Source organism: Bradyrhizobium sp. AZCC 2230, assembly GCF_036924495.1.
GTDB lineage: Bacteria > Pseudomonadota > Alphaproteobacteria > Rhizobiales > Xanthobacteraceae > Bradyrhizobium > Bradyrhizobium rifense.
Genome location: NZ_JAZHRS010000001.1, coordinates 9,599,249 through 9,615,583 on the forward strand (window position 1 = coordinate 9,599,249; position 16,335 = coordinate 9,615,583).

Consider the following 16,335-nt stretch of genomic DNA (forward strand, 5'->3'; position numbering starts at 1 on the left):
CTTGGACGTTTGATGTCCGACTTGTTGAAAGCTGCTGCTCTCGCTTCGTTCGTTGTCCCGATGCCCACGGAGGGGGCAGGGGATCAAGCAGCAAACCCATCCCAGCGATGACATTCCTGTCCAAGATGAATGACGGCGATCGCGTCATAGTCGCGTCACCTGACCCGGTCCGTGGTCGGGCCAGGATGCAGGTGCGACATGCCAAACGCCGTCACGACATCAACCCCCGCGATCCCTCGTCTCTTCGTCCTCGAACTGAATGCAGGCTGCATTCACGCCATGAAAACAGATGGCTCCGAACGCACGACCATCGTGACCGGCTGCCACCTTCCGGACGGCATCGTCGTGGATGTCGAGGCTGGCCATATCTACTGGACCAACATGGGCATCCCGAGCCTGGATGACGGGTCCATCGAGCGCGCCGACATCGACGGCAAGAACCGCAAGACCATCGTCCCGCAGGGACACACCCACACGCCCAAGCAGATCATTCTCGATAAGAAGAGTGGCAAGCTCTATTGGTGCGACCGCGAGGGAATGCGCCTCATGCGCTGCAACCTCGACGGCTCGCGGCTGGAGACGCTCATCGAGGCCGGGCGCGGCGAGGCCGATAGCAAGGATCAGACCCGGTGGTGCGTCGGGCTGGCGATCGATCCGAAATTCGGACGGATCTACTGGACGCAAAAGGGCCCCGACAATGCCGGGCTCGGCCGCATCTTCCGCGCCAATGTCGAAATACCCGCCGGCCAGACCGCGGCCACGAGATCCGACATCGAGATCTTCTACGACGGCTTGCCGGAGCCGATCGATCTGGAGATCGACCACAAGAACCGCGTTCTCTACTGGACCGATCGCGGTGATCCACCGCGCGGCAACACGGTGAACCGGGCGTCGATCGACAACAAGCCTGCCGAGTCCGAGATCGTGGTGACCCATCTCATGGAGGGGATCGGCATCGCGCTCGACGTCCCGAACGATCGCATGTTCGTGACCGATTTCGCCGGCTCGATCTACTCCGCACGGCTCGACGGATCCGGCGAGCGCAACTTCCTCTTCGCCCAGGGCAACCTCACCGGCATCGCCTACGCCGAAGTCTGACAACGCATTGGAGAGAATGACATGACCGACACCAAGCCCATTCGCCGCATCGCCATCATCGGTACCGGCGTGATCGGTGCGAGCTGGAGCTCGCTGTTTCTCGCCAAAGGACTTCAGGTCGTCGCGACCGATATCGCGCCGAACGCAGAGGCAGCTCTGAGGAAGTTCGTCGAAACGGCCTGGCCGGCGCTCAAGCGATTGGGCCTGTCGCCCGGAGCGTCGCAGTCGAATCTCACCTTCACGCCCGATATCGCGCAGGCGCTCGCCGGCGCCGACCTTGTCCAGGAGAACGGGCCGGAGCGCATCGAGTTCAAGCAGAAGCTCTATGGCCAACTCGACGAGCTGTTGCCGCCCGACGTGATCATCGCATCGAGCTCGTCGGGGCTCACCATGAGCGAAATCCAGAAGGGCGCCGCGTCCCATCCCGAGCGCTGCGTCATCGCCCATCCATTCAATCCGCCCCACTTGATTCCGCTGACGGAGATCGTCGGCGGGGCAAAGACCTCGGAAGCCACGATCCGGCGCGCCGCAGAATTCTACACGTCGATCGGGCAGCGGACGGTGCGCCTCAACAAGGAAATGCCGGGCCATGTCGCCAACCGCCTGCAGGCCGCGCTGAGCCGCGAGGTCTATTACCTCGTCGCCGAGGGTGTGGTGAGCGCCGCCGACGTCGACACCGCCCTGAGCTGGGGTCCTGGCCTGCGCTGGGGCGTCATGGGCAGCCTGATGCTCAATCATCTCGGCGGCGGTCCGGGCGGCATCGAGCACTTCTTCCAGCAGTTCACTGGCCCGATGACGGCCTGGTGGAAGACGCTCGGCTCGCCGGTGCTGACGCCGGACGTGCAGAAGAAGCTCATCGACAGCGTCCATGCCGAGGCCGGGTCGCGCACCATCGAGCAGCTGGAGGCGGAGCGCGACGAAATTCTGCTCGGCCTGATCGAGCTGCGCAAGAAAGCGGGCAAGCCGGGCTGACGAAACCGCCTGCGCCGACGAGATCAATCACAGCTTCAACCCGTCCTTCACTTTTTCGGCTTCCGAGCCGCAGCGAGGAGAGATCGCAAATGCCCACCGCAACCACAGCAGGCAAGACCGCCGCGCCGAAGCCGGCGCCCGCACCCGATGGCGACTTCTATCAACTGGTCGACCTTCTCACCCCGGACGAAAAGGCGCTCGTCAAGAAGGTGCGGACCTACATGGAGACCAAGGTTCAGCCGGTCATCAACAAGTACTGGTCCGACGATGCGTTTCCGTTCGAGCTGCTGCCGTCGTTCAAGGAGCTCGGCCTCGGCGGGCTCGGCTTCGAGGGGTATGGCTGCGCCGGCGGGAGCCAGAAGCTGTTCGGCTTCGTCGCGATGGAGCTGGCGCGCACCGACGCCTCGTTCTGCACGTTCTTCGGCGTGCATAGCGGCCTCGCCATGGGCTCGATCTATCTCGACGGCTCCGAGGAGCAGAAGCAGAAATGGTTGCCGGCGATGGCGCGTTGGGAAAAGATCGGCTGCTTCGGCCTCACCGAGCCGCTGGTCGGCTCCGGAACGAGCGGCGGTCTGACCACGACGGCCAAGCGTGAGGGCGACACCTGGGTTCTCAATGGGCAGAAGCGGTGGATCGGCAACGCGCCGTGGTGCGACATTTCGATCATCTGGGCGCGCGATCTTGCCGACAATCAGGTTAAAGGCTTCATCGTCGAGAACAAGTCGACGCCCGGTTTCAGCGTCGAGAAGATCGAGCACAAGATCGCGCTCAAGGTGGTCCAGAACGGCCAGATCACGCTGAAGGACGTGCGGGTGCCTGAAGCAAACCGCCTCCAGGGCGGCAATTCGTTCCGCGACACCGCGCGCGTGCTGCGGATGACGCGGTACATGGTGGGCTGGGCGTCAACCGGCATCCAGATGGGCGCATACGAGGCCACCCTCAAATACGCCCAGGAGCGACTGCAATTCGGCAAGCCGATCGCCTCGTTCCAGCTGATCCAGGATCTGCTCGCCAAGATGCTCGGCAATCTGACCGCGTGCCAGTGCCTGATGCTCCGCCTGGCGCAACTCGATGACGAAGGCAAGCTCGGCGACCATCACGCGGCACTGGCGAAGGCGTTCTGCACTTCGAAATCGCGCGAGACGGTCTCCTGGGGCCGCGAGGTGCTGGGCGGCAACGGCATCGTCGCCGACTACAACGTCGCGCGCTTCTTCGCCGACGCCGAGGCGCTGTATTCCTACGAAGGCACGTATCAGATGCAGAATCTGATCGTCGGCAAGGCCATCACCGGTCACGGCGCTTTCCTCTGACCTCTCAGCGGCGCCGGCGCACCCGCGCCGGCCGCCCTACCAGGAGACATTACTATGGTTTCGGGAACTGCACCGTTCACCCCTTCGCCTGCAACAGCACCAGCCTCAGCCTCCAGAGCGGCGCTGGCGCTTGCGAACGTCCTGTACGAGAAAAAGGGCGCGATCGCCTATATGACCGTCAATCGCCCCAAGGTGCTCAACGCGCTCAATACGCCGACCTGGACCGATCTGCATGCCGCGTTCGAGGACGCCAAAGCAGACGCGTCCGTGCGCGGTGTGATCCTCACCGGCGCCGGCGACAAGGCGTTCATCGCAGGCGCCGACATCAGTGAGCTCGCGCATGTCGACGCCTACGATGCCGAGGAGTCCAGCCGGTTCGGGCAGGGCGTGCTGGACCTCATCGAAAATCTCGGCAAGCCGGTGATCGGTGCGATCAACGGCTTCGCGCTCGGCGGCGGCTGCGAGACCGCGATGGCCTGCACCATCAGGATCGCCGCGGAGCACGCCAAATTCGGTCAACCCGAGGTCAAGCTGGGTCTGCTGCCCGGCGGTGGTGGCACGCAGCGCTTGCCGCGCCTGGTGGGAAAGGGGCGTGCGCTCCAGCTGATCCTCACGGGCGAGACGATTTCCGCGCAGGAGGCTTATCGCATCGGGCTCGTCAACGAAGTCGTTGCCGCGGGCAGCCTGATTGATCGTGCCGAAGCGATTCTGAAGCAGATCATGGCTAACGCGCCGATCGCGGTGAAGTTCTCGCTGGATGCCGCCAACAAAGGCATGGACACGAGCCAAGCCGAAGGCTTCGCGCTGGAAGCCTCCTTCTTCGGCATTTGCGCCGCCACCGAAGACAAGAAGGAAGGCACCGCTGCCTTCCTCGAGAAACGGGCGCCGCAGTTTCGCGGACGCTGAAGCAAGGCCGCCCTCTACGAGGATCTGGAAAGGACCACCCATGGCAAACGACAACATTTTCTCCGGACTGAAGGTGGTGGACCTCGCGAGTTTCATCGCGGGCCCCAGCGCGGCCGTAATCTTGTCCGATTTCGGGGCCGACGTGATCAAGGTGGAGCCGCCGAGCGGCGAGCTGTGGCGGCATGCAAACCATCTCCCGCCGCAGCCGGTCGCCGACGATGCCTATCCCTGGCATCTGGCCAATCGCAACAAGCGCGGCATGGCGCTCGATCTGAAATCCCCGAGCGCGCATCAGGTTCTCGAGAAGCTCGTCAAATGGGCCGACGTGCTCATCGTCAACACGCCGCATCCCGCGCGCAAGAAACTGAAGCTCGAATATGAAGATGTGGTGGGGTGGAATCCGCGGCTGATCTACGCAGACCTCACGGGCTTCGGCGACAAGGGTCCGGATGCAAATCTCCCCGGCTTTGATATCACGTCATACTGGGCTCGCAGCGGTTTGCTGTCGATGACCCGCGATGCCGGTGCGCCGCCGACCTGGCCCGTGGCCGGGAGCGGCGACAATGCCACCGCGGTCGGGCTCTATTCGGCGATCGTCACCGCACTGTATCGTCGCGAGCGCACGGGGGCGGGGGCCCATGTCACGACCTCGCTACTCGCCGAGGGCGTGTGGTCCGCCAGCGTCTCGATCCAGGCAGCACTCTGCGATGCGAAATTCTTCGGGCTGCACGATCGTATGCACCCCGCAAATGCGGCCATGAACGTCTATCGCGCCAAGGATGATACCTGGTTCGTCCTCATCATCACGCCCGACAAGATGGAGGCCGTGGCGAAGGCGATCGGCCGGCCCGATCTCCTGACCGATCCGCGGTTCTCCGACCCGGCCAAGCTGATGGCGAACATGGCGGAGCTTACGGCGATTCTCGACCAGACCTTCTGTTCCGAGCCGATGTCACATTGGTACGAGGTGTTCAACGGCGTCCACGTGACGTTCGGAGCGGTACGCGGTCCGCAGGAGGTGATCAACGATCCCCAGCTCCGGGCGAACGACATCATCGTTCCGCTCGAGGGTGCCGGGGGCAAGCTGACGTCCACGATCTCGAGCCCGCTTCAGGTGCACGGCGTCGCCAAGGTGTCCGCGAAACGCGCCCCGAAGATTGGAGAACACAACGACGAAGTCCTTCGGCAGCTGGGATTCAGCGCCGCGGAAATCGATGGTCTGCATGCGAGCGGCACCGTTCCGAAGGCGAAGGAACACGCGGCCTAGTGCGGCGGCGGGGGCGCGGCGGCAGGCCGCCGCGACCCCGCGCTCGCAGTGAAAATCACCAAAGGGACCAGGAGTTCGCCAATGGATGAGATCGTCACCGAACAGGCCGCAGGTATCCTGCGCATCCAGTTGAACCGGCCGACAAAGCGGAACGCGATGACGTCAGCCATGTACGTGGCTCTTGCGGACATTTTCAACGCGGCTGCGAATGACGCGAGCACACGCGCCGTCCTCTGGCATGGCGCGGGAGATTCGTTCTGCGCCGGCAACGATATCGAGGACTTTCTCAAAAATCCGCCGGGGCCTGGAGAGTCGCCACAGTTCCGGCTGATGGACGCGCTGCTCGGCTTTGACAAGCCGCTGGTCGCGGCAGTCCACGGCGCCGCGATCGGCGGCGGCACGACCATGCTGACGCATTGCGATTTCATCTACGCGGGCGAGAGCGCAAAATTCCAGATGCCCTTCATCAATCTGGCGCTTGTTCCGGAGTTCGGATCGAGTTGGTCCGTGCCGGCGCGGATTGGTCACGTCCGTGCAGCCGAACTGATTTTGATGGGATCTCCCTTTGATGCCAAGCGCGCTGCGGAGCTGGGTCTGGTCACCGAAGTCGTTCCCGATAGCGATCTCCGGGCAAAGGCAACCGACACGGCCCGAAAATTGGCCGCGAAGCCGGCCGCGGCGATGCAGGCCAGCAAGAGGCTCATGAAGCAGCCATTTCGCGAGCAGATCAGGGCGGCGATGAAGGCCGAGAACGAGGAGTTCAGTTCGCAAGTCCGCTCCGATGACGCAAGAGAGGCGTTCACGGCCTTCGTGGAAAAGCGCAAGCCCGACTTCACGCGAAACATCAAGTCTCAAGCGACGGCATGACCATGGATAAGCCGATGAATGTGTGCGTGTTGGTTGGAAGCCTGCGGAAGGCGTCGTTCAACGGAATGCTGGCGAATGCACTGATCTCGCTGGCGCCGTCCTCGATGAAATTCGACGTCGTCGAGATCGGAGGGCTGCCGTTTTACAATGAGGATCTCGATACTGCCGCTCCGCCCCCGCAATGGACCGCATTCCGGCAGCGTATCACGGCCGCAGATGCAGTTCTGTTCGTCACGCCGGAGTATAACCGGTCGGTGCCGGCCGTGCTCAAGAATGCACTGGATGTCGGTTCCAGACCGTATGGACATAGCGTCTGGGACCGCAAGCCGGGTGCAATCGTCAGCGGCTCGCCCGGAGCGATCGGAGGCTTCGGCGCCAATCATCATCTCAGGCAGTCGCTCGTGTTTCTGAACGTGCCGACCTTACAGCAGCCCGAGGCCTATCTTGGTCACGTCGACAAGTTGTTCGACGAGCGCGGCAAGCTCGCCGGCGACGGCATCCACAAATTCCTTGAAGGGTTCATGCAGGCGTTCGTCAATTGGGCCGAGACGATGCGCTCGCAGGGGCAGCGCGCCTGACGCGAGCTGAAACCGCAGCGTGACGTTCAAAAATGGATCGGCCGCATTTGCTCGAATTCGTCACGGCACGCCCCGCTGAAGTCACGCAACAGATCGATCGTGCCGTCGATGGCCATCTCGCGTAGCTCGACGAAGCTCTTGTCCGGCTCGAGATAGGTGTCCAGGATTTTGCGGGTGACGTCCTCGGCATGATGGACCACCGGCTTCGAAGATATTGCCCGCATCGCGCTCATTTTGGCGTAAAGGCTGACCAGGCTCGGAATGTCGGCCTTATCGTGCTGGAGCGCATCGATGTAACATTTGGCGGCGTCTTCGATGAAGTCCCTGTACAGGGTCTGCCGGCGAGTCTCCTCGTGAAGAACCCACTGGGCGCGGACCTGGCTTCGCTGGCTCCGCCAATTCGCTATTCCGCTTGTCAGACCGCCCACGGCCGCTCCCGTGAGAGCGGCGAGCGCGGAGATGATGGAGGCGTCCACAGGTGTTATCTCCAACCGGCCGGAGAAGCCGGCGGTAACGGGTATCGGGCCTGACTTTCGACTATGACGCGGGCGGCCGCGGCCGTTCGGATATCAGCCGTGAGCTCCGTTGCCCCGACAGATACGACCAGAGCCACTGCGTCTGGACTCGAAACCTGTTCTGAAGCTGCGGCAGCGCGAGCACGTGCAGCGCAGCCCATATCAGCCAGGTCACAAAGCCGCTGCTGCGCAAATGGCGGGTCTCTAGGATGGCGAAGTTCTTGCCGACCACCGCCATATTGCCCTTGTTGCGGTACCGAAACGGACGACCATCCTTGTGTCCCCTGACACGGTTGGCGATGACTTGTCCGACGAATCGTCCCTGCTGAATGGCCGCCTGGGCCACGCCGGGGACGGGATGGCCATCCTGGGTCATCGTGGCAGCATCTCCAGCTACAAAGACGTTGGGCGCCTCGGGAACGTCCATGAAGGCGCCGACGAATGCGCGCCCGGCGCGGTCCGTTTGGGTCCCGAGCATTTTCACGACCGGCGAGGCGCTGACGCCGGCTGTCCACAGCACGGTGGCGCTGGGAATGCGGACGCCGGCTGCGATCACGCCCTGATCGTCGACCTTCTCGACCTTCACGCCCGTCGAAACTTCGACGCCGAGTTTCGCGAGTCGGTTGACGGCCTTTCGCGACAGCGATTCTGCGAAGGTCGGCAGAATGCGCGTGCCGCCATCCAGCAAGACAATGCGGCTCTTTGCCGGGTCGATCTTGCGGAAATTATTGCGCAGGGTCACCGAGACCAGTTGAGCGATCGAAGCGGCAAGCTCGACGCCGGTCGGGCCGGCGCCCACCAAGAGGAAAGTCATTTGTCGAGCGCGTTCCTGCTCGTCATCGGTTGCTTCCGCCAATTCAAACGCACTCAGGATCCTGGTCCGGATCGTTTCCGCGTCGTTCAGGCTCTTGAGGCCCGGTGCGAACTGCGCGAACTCGTCATGACCGAAATAGCTCGGACGCATTCCAGTCGCGATCACCAGGAAGTCGTACGCGAGCTTTCGACTGCCGATCTCCGGACAGATGGCCTCGACGGTACGCGCTCCCGGGTTGATACCCTTGACCTCGGCCAGCAACACGCTGAGATTTTTCTGCTTCGCCTCGAGCTGCCGGATCGGCGCCGCGATCTCGGATGGCGACAGAACAGCGGTGGCGACCTGGTACAGCAGCGGCTGAAAGATGTGGTGATTGCGTCGGTCGATCAGCGTGATGTCGACATCGGCCCGCTTCAGGGCCCGTGCCGCCGCGATACCGGCAAAGCCGCCGCCAACGATCAGGACGTGCTTTTTGCCCGGGGCCGGCTTTGCCAATGGCTTCTCATCTTGCGGGAACGATTTGGTGAGAATTGTCGTCATGGGTACACCGACTCTCCAGGGCCAACCACCCCCGTCAGGATCAACTACAGCGGGGCCCCGGATTAATCTTGGATGGCGCTGCGGCGCATTGAACGACCGTGCCTGATCATCCGGCGAAGGGTCTGAGGCGCTCGTACAGCAAGCGCGGGAGGATCAGCCCGAAAGCCATGGCTATGATGATCGACAGTGCCGTGGTGCCGCTCACGGCGATACTGGTCAGCAGAGCGACCGGTGCACCCGGGCCGATTGAGAGCAATTCGACAAGGCCCGTCGCGGCGTTGAACAGGAAGAAGCCCGGCATCAATGAGACAACGGCGGAGAAGGCGACGGCCGCGAAGGGCAGATGCAGCCGATCGACGACGGGCGCCGTGAGGACGCTGGCCAACAGGCAGGCAACGAGTGCCCCGATGGGAGCACCAGCGCCCGCGGAGATCGCCGCCCAGCGTGCGGCATGCGCCAGCATGCCGACCGCGATCGGGAAAGGCAGCAGACGCCACGGGATCGAGAAGAACGTGCCGAAGGAAGCGACTGCCGATCCTGCCGCAATCACGTCGACGATCAGGGGCACGGGCGGAGATGATCCGGCCATCGCGAGTGTCCCGCCGGCGGCCGTGAACCCGAACAGGCCGCCGGCGCAGATCAGCAACACTATGACGCCGGCGTAGGCCAGGCGTGTGATGCCAAGCGCGATACGCGTACGAGCGAGGTCGATGGCACCGTTGAGGATATGCGGACCGGGGACCAGCACCATGCAGGGACAGAAGGCGATCAGCGCTGTTGCATTTGATAGGCGGAAATGGCCGGCGGCAGCCGCCACGGCACCGGCGACTAGCGCGGCGCAAAGCGGCTGAACCAGCGGGTTATGGCTGAAGCCAGACAGCCGGCGCCTGACGAGCGCTCCGATGGCGGCGCTCGCCGCGATCAGCAGAAGGTTCACCGCATCGAGTGTGCCGAAGATGACGCCCAGCGAAGCCGCGCCAACCGCCACGAACAAGACGAAGCGCGGCGTGGAAGCGGGCGCCAGACTGCCAGCTGATTCCAGCGCGGATTTCGCGGCCGCGCTCGGCAACGTGCCGTCACAGATCCGGTCTATCACCGTCGTAACGGCGAGGACCCTGCCCATGTCGACGCCGAGCGGCCTGGCGGGCGCCGTTTGTGAGACGAGCGAGCCGTCGAGTTCGACGACGAGCTCGTCCCATTGCGGAAGCACCTTCACTGCAACGCCGAGCGCGCGCCCAAGGCGCGTGGCAGCGACAACCGTCCGTTCAGTGGTCTGACCGTGAGCAAACAGAAGAGCCGCCGCCAGCGCGGTGGTGCTCAGCGCCATCTCGCTCGACGGCGGCTCGGCGCGCGAGCTCTCCTGCCGCCCGCTCAATTGCGTTGCGCGGTCCAGTAACCCGAGCATCGTGAACTTCCCGAATAGCCGCTCCACCTTCCGCGACCCGAGCTTCCCGAAAGTCTTCCGGTGCCTGACGCAAATTTATCTTGGACCGTCACCGAGGCGCGAACCGAACCGGATCTCGCGACATATCCCCTGAATTTCACGAGGTTGGGATGGGTAACGACTCCATCGGAGATATTGACCGTGAAGTTGTAGCTGGGATCGCACGCGCCCCCTTGCGTGACGAAGACGAGATCCCACGAGCCGTCATAGGCCGATCGCGCCTGCGCGGCTGGGGCCACCAGGCAAAGAGCTGCAATCGTCCAGAGCAAATGCGTCTTCATTGATAGTTCTCCGTAGGCTCGGCGTCCGTTTCCGCACAAACGGAACGAATCTCGCCGATGTTCCAACCAGGAATCCAAGCGTCACAGACATCGGGCGATGATCTGCTCTAGGAAAGATTGGCGTAAAGCGCTTGTTGAAAAGTGCTCGGACCGCTTTGAATCGTGCGTTCACGAAAAGATGCTGGCGTGACCAGGCGCGACAGCCAATTATTTTGAGCAGGATTGGCACCAATCGAGCAGCCATATTCAATCGCAGCCACCACTGGGCAGACATACTGAACGCACGCACTGTCGCTGTTCGAACGGAACACGACAGGTCGCATTCGGAATGAACCTGGAGCCGCGAGATGAACGTCAAGTCCATTGCTGGCCAGCTTGGGGAAAGACGATCTCGACCTGACCATCGGCTCGCTGCCCATCGGAGTGTCTCTGACTTCGTCGCTCTCACAAAGCCGCGCGTGATGATGCTGGCGCTCTTCACGGCGCTTGTCGGATTGAGCTGCGCTCCGGTTCGACTTGATTCGCTAACGACCGTTATGGCGGTTCTTGCAATTGCGGCGGGAGCGGGAGCCGCCGGCGTGCTCAATATGTGGTACGACGCGGACATCGATGCGATCATGAGCCGCACTGCCATGCGGCCAATTCCCCGCGGCAAGGTCTCCCGGTTCGAGGCGCTTGTCCTTGGGCTTTTGCTTGGCGGTTTCTCCGTCGTGGCTCTCGCCCTGGCGACGAACCTCATCGCAGCCGCGTTGTTGACGGGAACGATCCTCTTCTATGTTGTCGTGTATACGGCGTGGCTGAAGCGGTCGACACGGCAGAACATCGTCATCGGCGGCGCCGCCGGTGCGCTGCCGCCCGTGATCGGATGGGCCGCGGCAACCGGGGACATCGGGCTGGAGCCGCTCGCGCTGTTCCTCATCATCTTTCTCTGGACGCCGCCCCATTTCTGGGCGCTGGCGCTCAACCGCACCGAGGATTACGCCCGCGCGGGCGTACCGATGCTGCCGGTTGTCGCGGGACGCACGGTCACGACGCGGCAGATATTGATCTACAGCGGCCTGCTGGCTCTCGCCTCGGAGCTGCCATGGTTGATCGGGTTCGCAGGCACGATGTATGGCGCGATCGCCTCCATCGGCGGAGCGATCTTCGTTCTGCTCGCGGCTCGCTTGAACCGGAGTGTCGAGGCCGATCGCCGCACCGCTCAACGGCTATTTGTATTCTCCATCGCCCATTTGTTCGTGCTGTTCGCGGCTCTCCTGATCGACCATCGAGGCGAGCCGTCGTCATTCATGCGCGCGTCGCAGGATGGCATCGTCAACTTCAGCGAGGTCTGACATGCGCTATGGTTTATTTGCTGTCGTCCTGATCAGTGCCGCGACCCTCGGCGGCTGCGAAGGCGTGCTCGATCCGAAAGGGCCGATTGCGCTGGCCGAGCGGCAAATTCTGATCAACGCGCTCGGCATCATGCTGGCGATCGTGATCCCGGTGATCCTTGCGACACTTGGCTTTGCCTTCTGGTTTCGTGCATCGAACGAGCGCGCGCGCTATCGGCCGGATTTCACATACTCCGGGCGTCTCGAGTTGCTGGTTTGGTCCATCCCCGGGATGACGGTGCTGCTGGTCGGCGGCGTCGCATGGATCGGTGCGCACGATCTCGATCCGGGCAAGCCGATCAGCTCGACGGTCAAGCCCGTCAACGTTCAGGTCGTCTCGCTCGACTGGAAATGGCTCTTCATCTATCCGGACGAGGGGATCGCGAGCGTCAACAAGCTGGTTGTGCCGGTTGGGACGCCGATCAGCTTCGAACTGACATCATCGAGCGTCATGAACAGCTTCTTCGTGCCTCAGCTCGGGAGCCAGATCTACACCATGTCGGGAATGGCGACCCGCCTCCACCTGCAGGCGGACCATCTCGGAACCTATCCAGGGATCTCCGCCATGTTCAGCGGCGACGGCTTTCCCGACATGCACTTCACGGTCGACGCAGTGACAGACGACAGATTTGCGCAATGGGTTCGGCAGACGCGCGAAACCGGTTCGGTCCTCGATAAGCAGGGTTACGCCGATCTGGTCAAGCCGAGCAAGGCGGTCGCGCCGTTCACCTATCGCGGCGTCGCCCCCGATCTGTTCGGCAGTATCGTAAACGCCGGCATGGGTACCCAAGACTCCCATCAAGACGCTTCTCTATCGGTTTGTACAACCTCGCAGAGGGCCGAGCGATGAATCTCCTTGGAAAGCTCGATTGGAACGCGATTCCCCTGCATGAGCCGATCATCATGGGTGCAACGGGATTCATGGTCCTGGTCGTGCTGGTTGTTCTCGGTTTCGTCACGGCGAAGGGGGCCTGGCCCTATCTATGGCGCGAGTGGCTCACCTCGGTCGATCACAAGCGGATAGGCGCCATGTATTGCATCCTGGCGCTCGTCATGATGCTGCGCGGCTTCAGCGACGCGATCATGATCCGTGCCCAACAGGCGCTCGCGGCCGGCGGTGCCCAAGGCTATCTGCCGCCCGAGCATTTCAATCAGATATTCTCGGCGCACGGCACGATCATGATCCTGTTCATGGCCATGCCGTTCGTGGTCGGGCTCATGAACTTCGCAGTGCCGCTGCAACTTGGTGTTCGCGATGTCGCATTCCCGACCCTCAATTCCGTCAGCTTCTGGCTGACTGCCTCGGGCGCGTTGTTGGTCAACATTTCGCTGGCGGTCGGGGAGTTTTCAAAAGCCACCTGGTGGGGCTATCCTCCCTTGAGCGAAATGCAATATTCGCCCGGCGTCGGCGTCGACTACTATCTTTGGTCGCTGCAAATCTCCGGTATTGGCACCTTGTTGGCGGGAATAAATTTCGTCACAACAATCCTCAAGCTGCGCGCGCCAGGGATGAGCTATATGCGCATGCCGGTTTTCTGCTGGACCGCGCTTGCCGCTAACCTGCTCATTGTCGCGGCGTTTCCGGTCCTGACCGCCACGCTCGCGATGCTGGCGCTCGATCGCTATCTCGGCTTTCACTTCTTCTCGCTCGAAGGCCAGGGCAATCAGATGCTGTACTCCAACCTTTTCTGGGTATGGGGGCACCCCGAAGTCTACATCCTGATCCTGCCGGCGTTCGGCGTATTTTCGGAGGTGATGGCGACCTTCTCCGGCAAGCCGCTGTTCGGCTATCGCTCGATGGTCGCCGCGACGATGACGATCTGTGTCCTCTCCTTCCTGGTCTGGCTGCACCACTTCTTCACGATGGGCGCAAGTGCGAACGTCAACGGCTTCTTCGGCGTCATGAGCATGATCATCGCCTTGCCGACGGGCGCGAAGGTCTTCAACTGGCTGTTCACGATGTACGGCGGTCGGGTTCGGTTCTCGGTGCCGGTGCTGTGGTCGATCGGCTTCATGGTGACTTTCGTCATCGGCGGCATGACCGGCGTGCTCATGGCAGTGCCTCCGGCTGACTTCCAGCTGCACAACAGTGTGTTCCTGGTCGCGCACTTCCACAACGTCGCCATCGGCGGTGTCGTGTTCGGTGTGATGGCGGGGTACAATTATTGGTTCCCCAAGGCGTTCGGATTCAAGCTCGACGAACGCTGGGGCAGAGCTTCGTTCTGGTGCTGGTTCGTCGGCTTCTATGTTGCCTTCATGCCGCTCTACGTGCTCGGCCTGATGGGCATGTCCCGGCGCATGCAACATTACGACAATCTGTCGTGGCAACCGTGGTTGATCGCGGCGGCATTCGGCACCGCCATCATCCTGGTCGGCGTCGTATGCCAGATCGTGCAACTCGTGGTGTCGATCCGTCATCGTGAGGAATTGCGGGACGTGACCGGTGACCCCTGGAACGCCCGCACTCTCGAATGGGCGACGGCGTCACCGCCGCCGGCATGGAATTTTGCATTCCAGCCCAAGGTCGCCGGACTGGACGCGTTCTGGAGCAGCAAGAGCCGCGCCCAAGCGGCGAGGGAGGAGCCAGCGCCGACGCGCAATTACGAGCCCGTCGAAATGCCGAAGAACAGCGCAACGGGCTTTGTCACTGCGTTCTTCGCCGTCGTCATCGGCTTTGCGCTGATCTGGCACATCTGGTGGCTGGCCGGCGTGGGGATGTTCGGCGCATTCGTGACGCTACTTGCCTTCTCATTCCGCCGACACAACGAAATTGAGGTGCCGGCCGAGGAGATCGCCCGGTTCGTACGGGCCCATCAGGCTGGAGTTGCAGCATGAATATCGCCGTAGCAATTGATCAGATTCCGCAGGAGGCACTGCCAAGCGCCAGTGAAGCGGGACCTGCTCCAAAGAGGATCGTGGTCGCCTTTGGCTTCTGGATCTTCCTGCTGAGTGACATCGTCATGTTCGCCGCGCTGTTCGCGAGCTACGCGGTCCTCGTGCGCTCCACGGCCGGCGGCCCGACCGGCGCCCAGCTGTTCAATCAGACGACGGTCGCGATCGAGACGGCCTGCCTGCTCTTTTCGAGCTACACTTGCGGGCTGATGTCGTTGGCGGTGAATTCGCGCCGGTATTTCAGGACCTATTTGGGTGCGCTGATCACGTTCGCACTCGGAGCCATATTTCTTGGTCTCGAGATCCGCGAATTCCTGAGCATGATAGCCATTGGCGCGGCCCCGCAGCGGAGTGCGTTTCTGTCCGCATTCTTCACGCTTGTCGGATGCCACGGCCTGCACGTTGCGCTCGGACTGATCTGGCTGACCGTGATGATGGTGCAGGTTGCGGTATTTGGATTCGCCGCGAGGGTGCAGCATCGCCTGCTCTGCTTCTCGCTGTTCTGGCACGCGCTCGATATCGTCTGGGTCGGGGTCTTGACGGTGGTTTATCTGATGGGAGTGAGTTCATGACCGAGGTTCGACACGAACGCGCACCGGGAGACCGGCCGAGCCGCGAGATGAACGAATCGGCTCCATCCGAGCTTCTCGTCTACACGATCGGTCTGGTTGTGGCGGTTCTTCTCACGGCCACGTCGTTCTGGGCTGCAAACACGACGCTGCTCTGGCCGGGCGGCGTAGTCCTCGGGCTCGCGGTCCTCGCCATTGCGCAGATGGGCATTCACCTGGTGTTTTTCCTGCACATCAGCAGCGGGCCGGAAAGCACCAACAACGTGCTCGCGCTCGCCTTTGGCGTTCTCATCGTATTCGTCGTGATCGCCGGCACGATGTGGATCGTGGCTGATATGAATACGAACATGATGATGCCGTCGGGCGCGCCGATGAGTATAAGGATGCAACATTGAGGAGCATCGCAGGGACGGGCGCTGTCGATCGATCATGCCCGTCCCCGCGCAATCTATTTTGACGGTGCTCGGGACTTCGTCGATCAAGAGGCATTTGCCCCCACGCACTGTCGAACAACGCTGAGGGATGGACGTCTTACGAGCTGACTATCTTGTGGTGCGTTTGCGGGTGCTATTGGCATCCCTGGCGCCAGGCATTTGGGTGATTTCTGCCTGGATCACCTGCAAGCATCGCTGAGCTCGGAGCGCCGTTCTCTGAGACAAATCGCTATGTCGTCCGCATTTGGGATGAACGCACTGCAAAGTCTGAACGCGTCGGGCGTGCATGCCGCGCGCTGTTCCGGTGTCCCTTGCGAGAACGAGGGCGCGGGCCAGATCGTGGCGAGCAGCAGGCACAGGGACGTACCCCGTGCCAGGGATCTCGACCACCGTGGCATCCGTCTATCTGAGCTTTTCGTTTTCATCAGGAGTCTCGCGCTGATTAATCGAGGCCGATACCAGGCCTCGTCAAGCA

General features: G+C 62.3%; 17 protein-coding genes. 12 read left to right on the forward strand and 5 right to left on the reverse strand.

Annotated features, from left to right (window positions below; all coding sequences use genetic code 11):
• Positions 1–279 precede the first annotated feature (279 nt).
• The 7 genes from V1280_RS45625 to V1280_RS45655 all read left to right on the forward strand — a co-directional run bounded on the left by V1280_RS45625 (position 280) and on the right by V1280_RS45655 (position 6,998).
• On the forward strand, positions 280–1,098 hold the full coding sequence (locus V1280_RS45625; protein WP_334537812.1) for a 3-hydroxyacyl-CoA dehydrogenase: 819 nt from the start codon (positions 280–282) through the stop codon (positions 1,096–1,098).
• A 21-nt stretch (positions 1,099–1,119) separates the two neighbouring features.
• On the forward strand, positions 1,120–2,070 hold the full coding sequence (locus V1280_RS45630) for a 3-hydroxyacyl-CoA dehydrogenase NAD-binding domain-containing protein (RefSeq protein WP_334537814.1): 951 nt from the start codon (positions 1,120–1,122) through the stop codon (positions 2,068–2,070).
• A gap of 89 nt (positions 2,071–2,159) precedes the next feature.
• A complete protein-coding gene (locus V1280_RS45635) occupies positions 2,160–3,380 on the forward strand; it encodes an acyl-CoA dehydrogenase family protein (RefSeq protein ID WP_148771546.1) in 1,221 nt (406 codons plus the stop codon).
• A 54-nt stretch (positions 3,381–3,434) separates the two neighbouring features.
• Positions 3,435–4,286 carry an enoyl-CoA hydratase-related protein gene (locus tag V1280_RS45640; RefSeq protein WP_334537818.1) on the forward strand — a complete coding sequence of 284 codons (852 nt, stop codon included), beginning with the start codon at positions 3,435–3,437 and terminating at the stop codon, positions 4,284–4,286.
• A gap of 40 nt (positions 4,287–4,326) precedes the next feature.
• Complete coding sequence (locus V1280_RS45645; RefSeq protein ID WP_334537820.1) at positions 4,327–5,553, forward strand: CaiB/BaiF CoA transferase family protein; 1,227 nt, start codon at positions 4,327–4,329, stop codon at positions 5,551–5,553.
• An 81-nt stretch (positions 5,554–5,634) separates the two neighbouring features.
• Positions 5,635–6,420, forward strand: a complete 786-nt coding sequence (locus tag V1280_RS45650; RefSeq protein ID WP_334537822.1) for an enoyl-CoA hydratase — start codon at positions 5,635–5,637, stop codon at positions 6,418–6,420.
• Positions 6,421–6,422: 2 nt separating this feature from the next.
• Complete coding sequence (locus V1280_RS45655; protein ID WP_334538616.1) at positions 6,423–6,998, forward strand: NADPH-dependent FMN reductase; 576 nt, start codon at positions 6,423–6,425, stop codon at positions 6,996–6,998.
• 26 nt (positions 6,999–7,024) lie between these two features.
• Here the strand turns inward: V1280_RS45655 and V1280_RS45660 are convergent, their stop codons facing one another.
• The 5 genes from V1280_RS45660 to V1280_RS45680 form a co-directional block, all read right to left on the reverse strand.
• Positions 7,025–7,474, reverse strand: coding sequence for a hypothetical protein (locus tag V1280_RS45660; protein WP_334537824.1), 450 nt, complete (start codon positions 7,472–7,474; stop codon positions 7,025–7,027).
• Between the two features lie 61 nt (positions 7,475–7,535).
• Positions 7,536–8,867, reverse strand: a complete 1,332-nt coding sequence (locus V1280_RS45665) for an NAD(P)/FAD-dependent oxidoreductase (protein ID WP_334537826.1) — start codon at positions 8,865–8,867, stop codon at positions 7,536–7,538.
• Between the two features lie 106 nt (positions 8,868–8,973).
• The gene (locus V1280_RS45670) at positions 8,974–10,272 is read right to left on the reverse strand and encodes a threonine/serine exporter family protein (protein WP_334537828.1); all 1,299 of its coding nucleotides are present in this window, start codon (positions 10,270–10,272) and stop codon (positions 8,974–8,976) included.
• Complete coding sequence (locus V1280_RS45675) at positions 10,239–10,592, reverse strand: hypothetical protein (RefSeq protein ID WP_334537830.1); 354 nt, start codon at positions 10,590–10,592, stop codon at positions 10,239–10,241. Before V1280_RS45675 ends, V1280_RS45670 begins: the two co-directional genes overlap by 34 nt.
• Positions 10,593–10,699: 107 nt before the next feature.
• On the reverse strand, positions 10,700–11,011 hold the full coding sequence (locus V1280_RS45680) for a hypothetical protein (RefSeq protein WP_334538674.1): 312 nt from the start codon (positions 11,009–11,011) through the stop codon (positions 10,700–10,702).
• Between V1280_RS45680 and V1280_RS45685 the strand changes: the two genes are divergently transcribed.
• Genes V1280_RS45685 through cyoD form a run of 5 tightly spaced genes read left to right on the forward strand, consistent with a single transcriptional unit; the run spans position 10,940 to position 15,821 of the window.
• Positions 10,940–11,926, forward strand: coding sequence for a heme o synthase (locus tag V1280_RS45685; protein ID WP_334537832.1), 987 nt, complete (start codon positions 10,940–10,942; stop codon positions 11,924–11,926). The genes V1280_RS45680 and V1280_RS45685 overlap by 72 nt on opposite strands.
• Before the next feature lies 1 nt (position 11,927).
• Positions 11,928–12,815, forward strand: a complete 888-nt coding sequence (cyoA, locus tag V1280_RS45690; RefSeq protein WP_334537834.1) for a ubiquinol oxidase subunit II — start codon at positions 11,928–11,930, stop codon at positions 12,813–12,815.
• Positions 12,812–14,800 (forward strand): cytochrome o ubiquinol oxidase subunit I, encoded by a 1,989-nt coding sequence (cyoB, locus tag V1280_RS45695; protein WP_334537836.1) that lies wholly within the window; start codon positions 12,812–12,814, stop codon positions 14,798–14,800. Before cyoA ends, cyoB begins: the two co-directional genes overlap by 4 nt.
• Positions 14,797–15,429: a cytochrome (ubi)quinol oxidase subunit III gene (locus V1280_RS45700; RefSeq protein WP_334537838.1), complete on the forward strand. Its 633-nt coding sequence runs from the start codon at positions 14,797–14,799 to the stop codon at positions 15,427–15,429. Before cyoB ends, V1280_RS45700 begins: the two co-directional genes overlap by 4 nt.
• Positions 15,426–15,821, forward strand: coding sequence for a cytochrome o ubiquinol oxidase subunit IV (gene cyoD / locus V1280_RS45705; RefSeq protein WP_334537839.1), 396 nt, complete (start codon positions 15,426–15,428; stop codon positions 15,819–15,821). Before V1280_RS45700 ends, cyoD begins: the two co-directional genes overlap by 4 nt.
• Positions 15,822–16,335 lie beyond the last annotated feature (514 nt).

Excerpts from the sequence above, each read along its gene's own strand:
- V1280_RS45635 (WP_148771546.1), top strand. The coding sequence starts at position 2,160 with ATGCCCACCGCAACCACAGCAGGCAAGACCGCCGCGCCGAAGCCGGCG.
- V1280_RS45685 (WP_334537832.1), top strand. The coding sequence starts at position 10,940 with ATGAACGTCAAGTCCATTGCTGGCCAGCTTGGGGAAAGACGATCTCGA.
- V1280_RS45640 (WP_334537818.1), top strand. The coding sequence starts at position 3,435 with ATGGTTTCGGGAACTGCACCGTTCACCCCTTCGCCTGCAACAGCACCA.
- V1280_RS45670 (WP_334537828.1), bottom strand. The coding sequence starts at position 10,272 with ATGCTCGGGTTACTGGACCGCGCAACGCAATTGAGCGGGCGGCAGGAG.
- cyoB (WP_334537836.1), top strand. The coding sequence starts at position 12,812 with ATGAATCTCCTTGGAAAGCTCGATTGGAACGCGATTCCCCTGCATGAG.
- cyoA (WP_334537834.1), top strand. The coding sequence starts at position 11,928 with ATGCGCTATGGTTTATTTGCTGTCGTCCTGATCAGTGCCGCGACCCTC.
- cyoD (WP_334537839.1), top strand. The coding sequence starts at position 15,426 with ATGACCGAGGTTCGACACGAACGCGCACCGGGAGACCGGCCGAGCCGC.
- V1280_RS45665 (WP_334537826.1), bottom strand. The coding sequence starts at position 8,867 with ATGACGACAATTCTCACCAAATCGTTCCCGCAAGATGAGAAGCCATTG.
- V1280_RS45650 (WP_334537822.1), top strand. The coding sequence starts at position 5,635 with ATGGATGAGATCGTCACCGAACAGGCCGCAGGTATCCTGCGCATCCAG.
- V1280_RS45680 (WP_334538674.1), bottom strand. The coding sequence starts at position 11,011 with ATGGGCAGCGAGCCGATGGTCAGGTCGAGATCGTCTTTCCCCAAGCTG.
- V1280_RS45645 (WP_334537820.1), top strand. The coding sequence starts at position 4,327 with ATGGCAAACGACAACATTTTCTCCGGACTGAAGGTGGTGGACCTCGCG.
- V1280_RS45675 (WP_334537830.1), bottom strand. The coding sequence starts at position 10,592 with ATGAAGACGCATTTGCTCTGGACGATTGCAGCTCTTTGCCTGGTGGCC.
- V1280_RS45700 (WP_334537838.1), top strand. The coding sequence starts at position 14,797 with ATGAATATCGCCGTAGCAATTGATCAGATTCCGCAGGAGGCACTGCCA.
- V1280_RS45625 (WP_334537812.1), top strand. The coding sequence starts at position 280 with ATGAAAACAGATGGCTCCGAACGCACGACCATCGTGACCGGCTGCCAC.
- V1280_RS45655 (WP_334538616.1), top strand. The coding sequence starts at position 6,423 with ATGGATAAGCCGATGAATGTGTGCGTGTTGGTTGGAAGCCTGCGGAAG.
- V1280_RS45630 (WP_334537814.1), top strand. The coding sequence starts at position 1,120 with ATGACCGACACCAAGCCCATTCGCCGCATCGCCATCATCGGTACCGGC.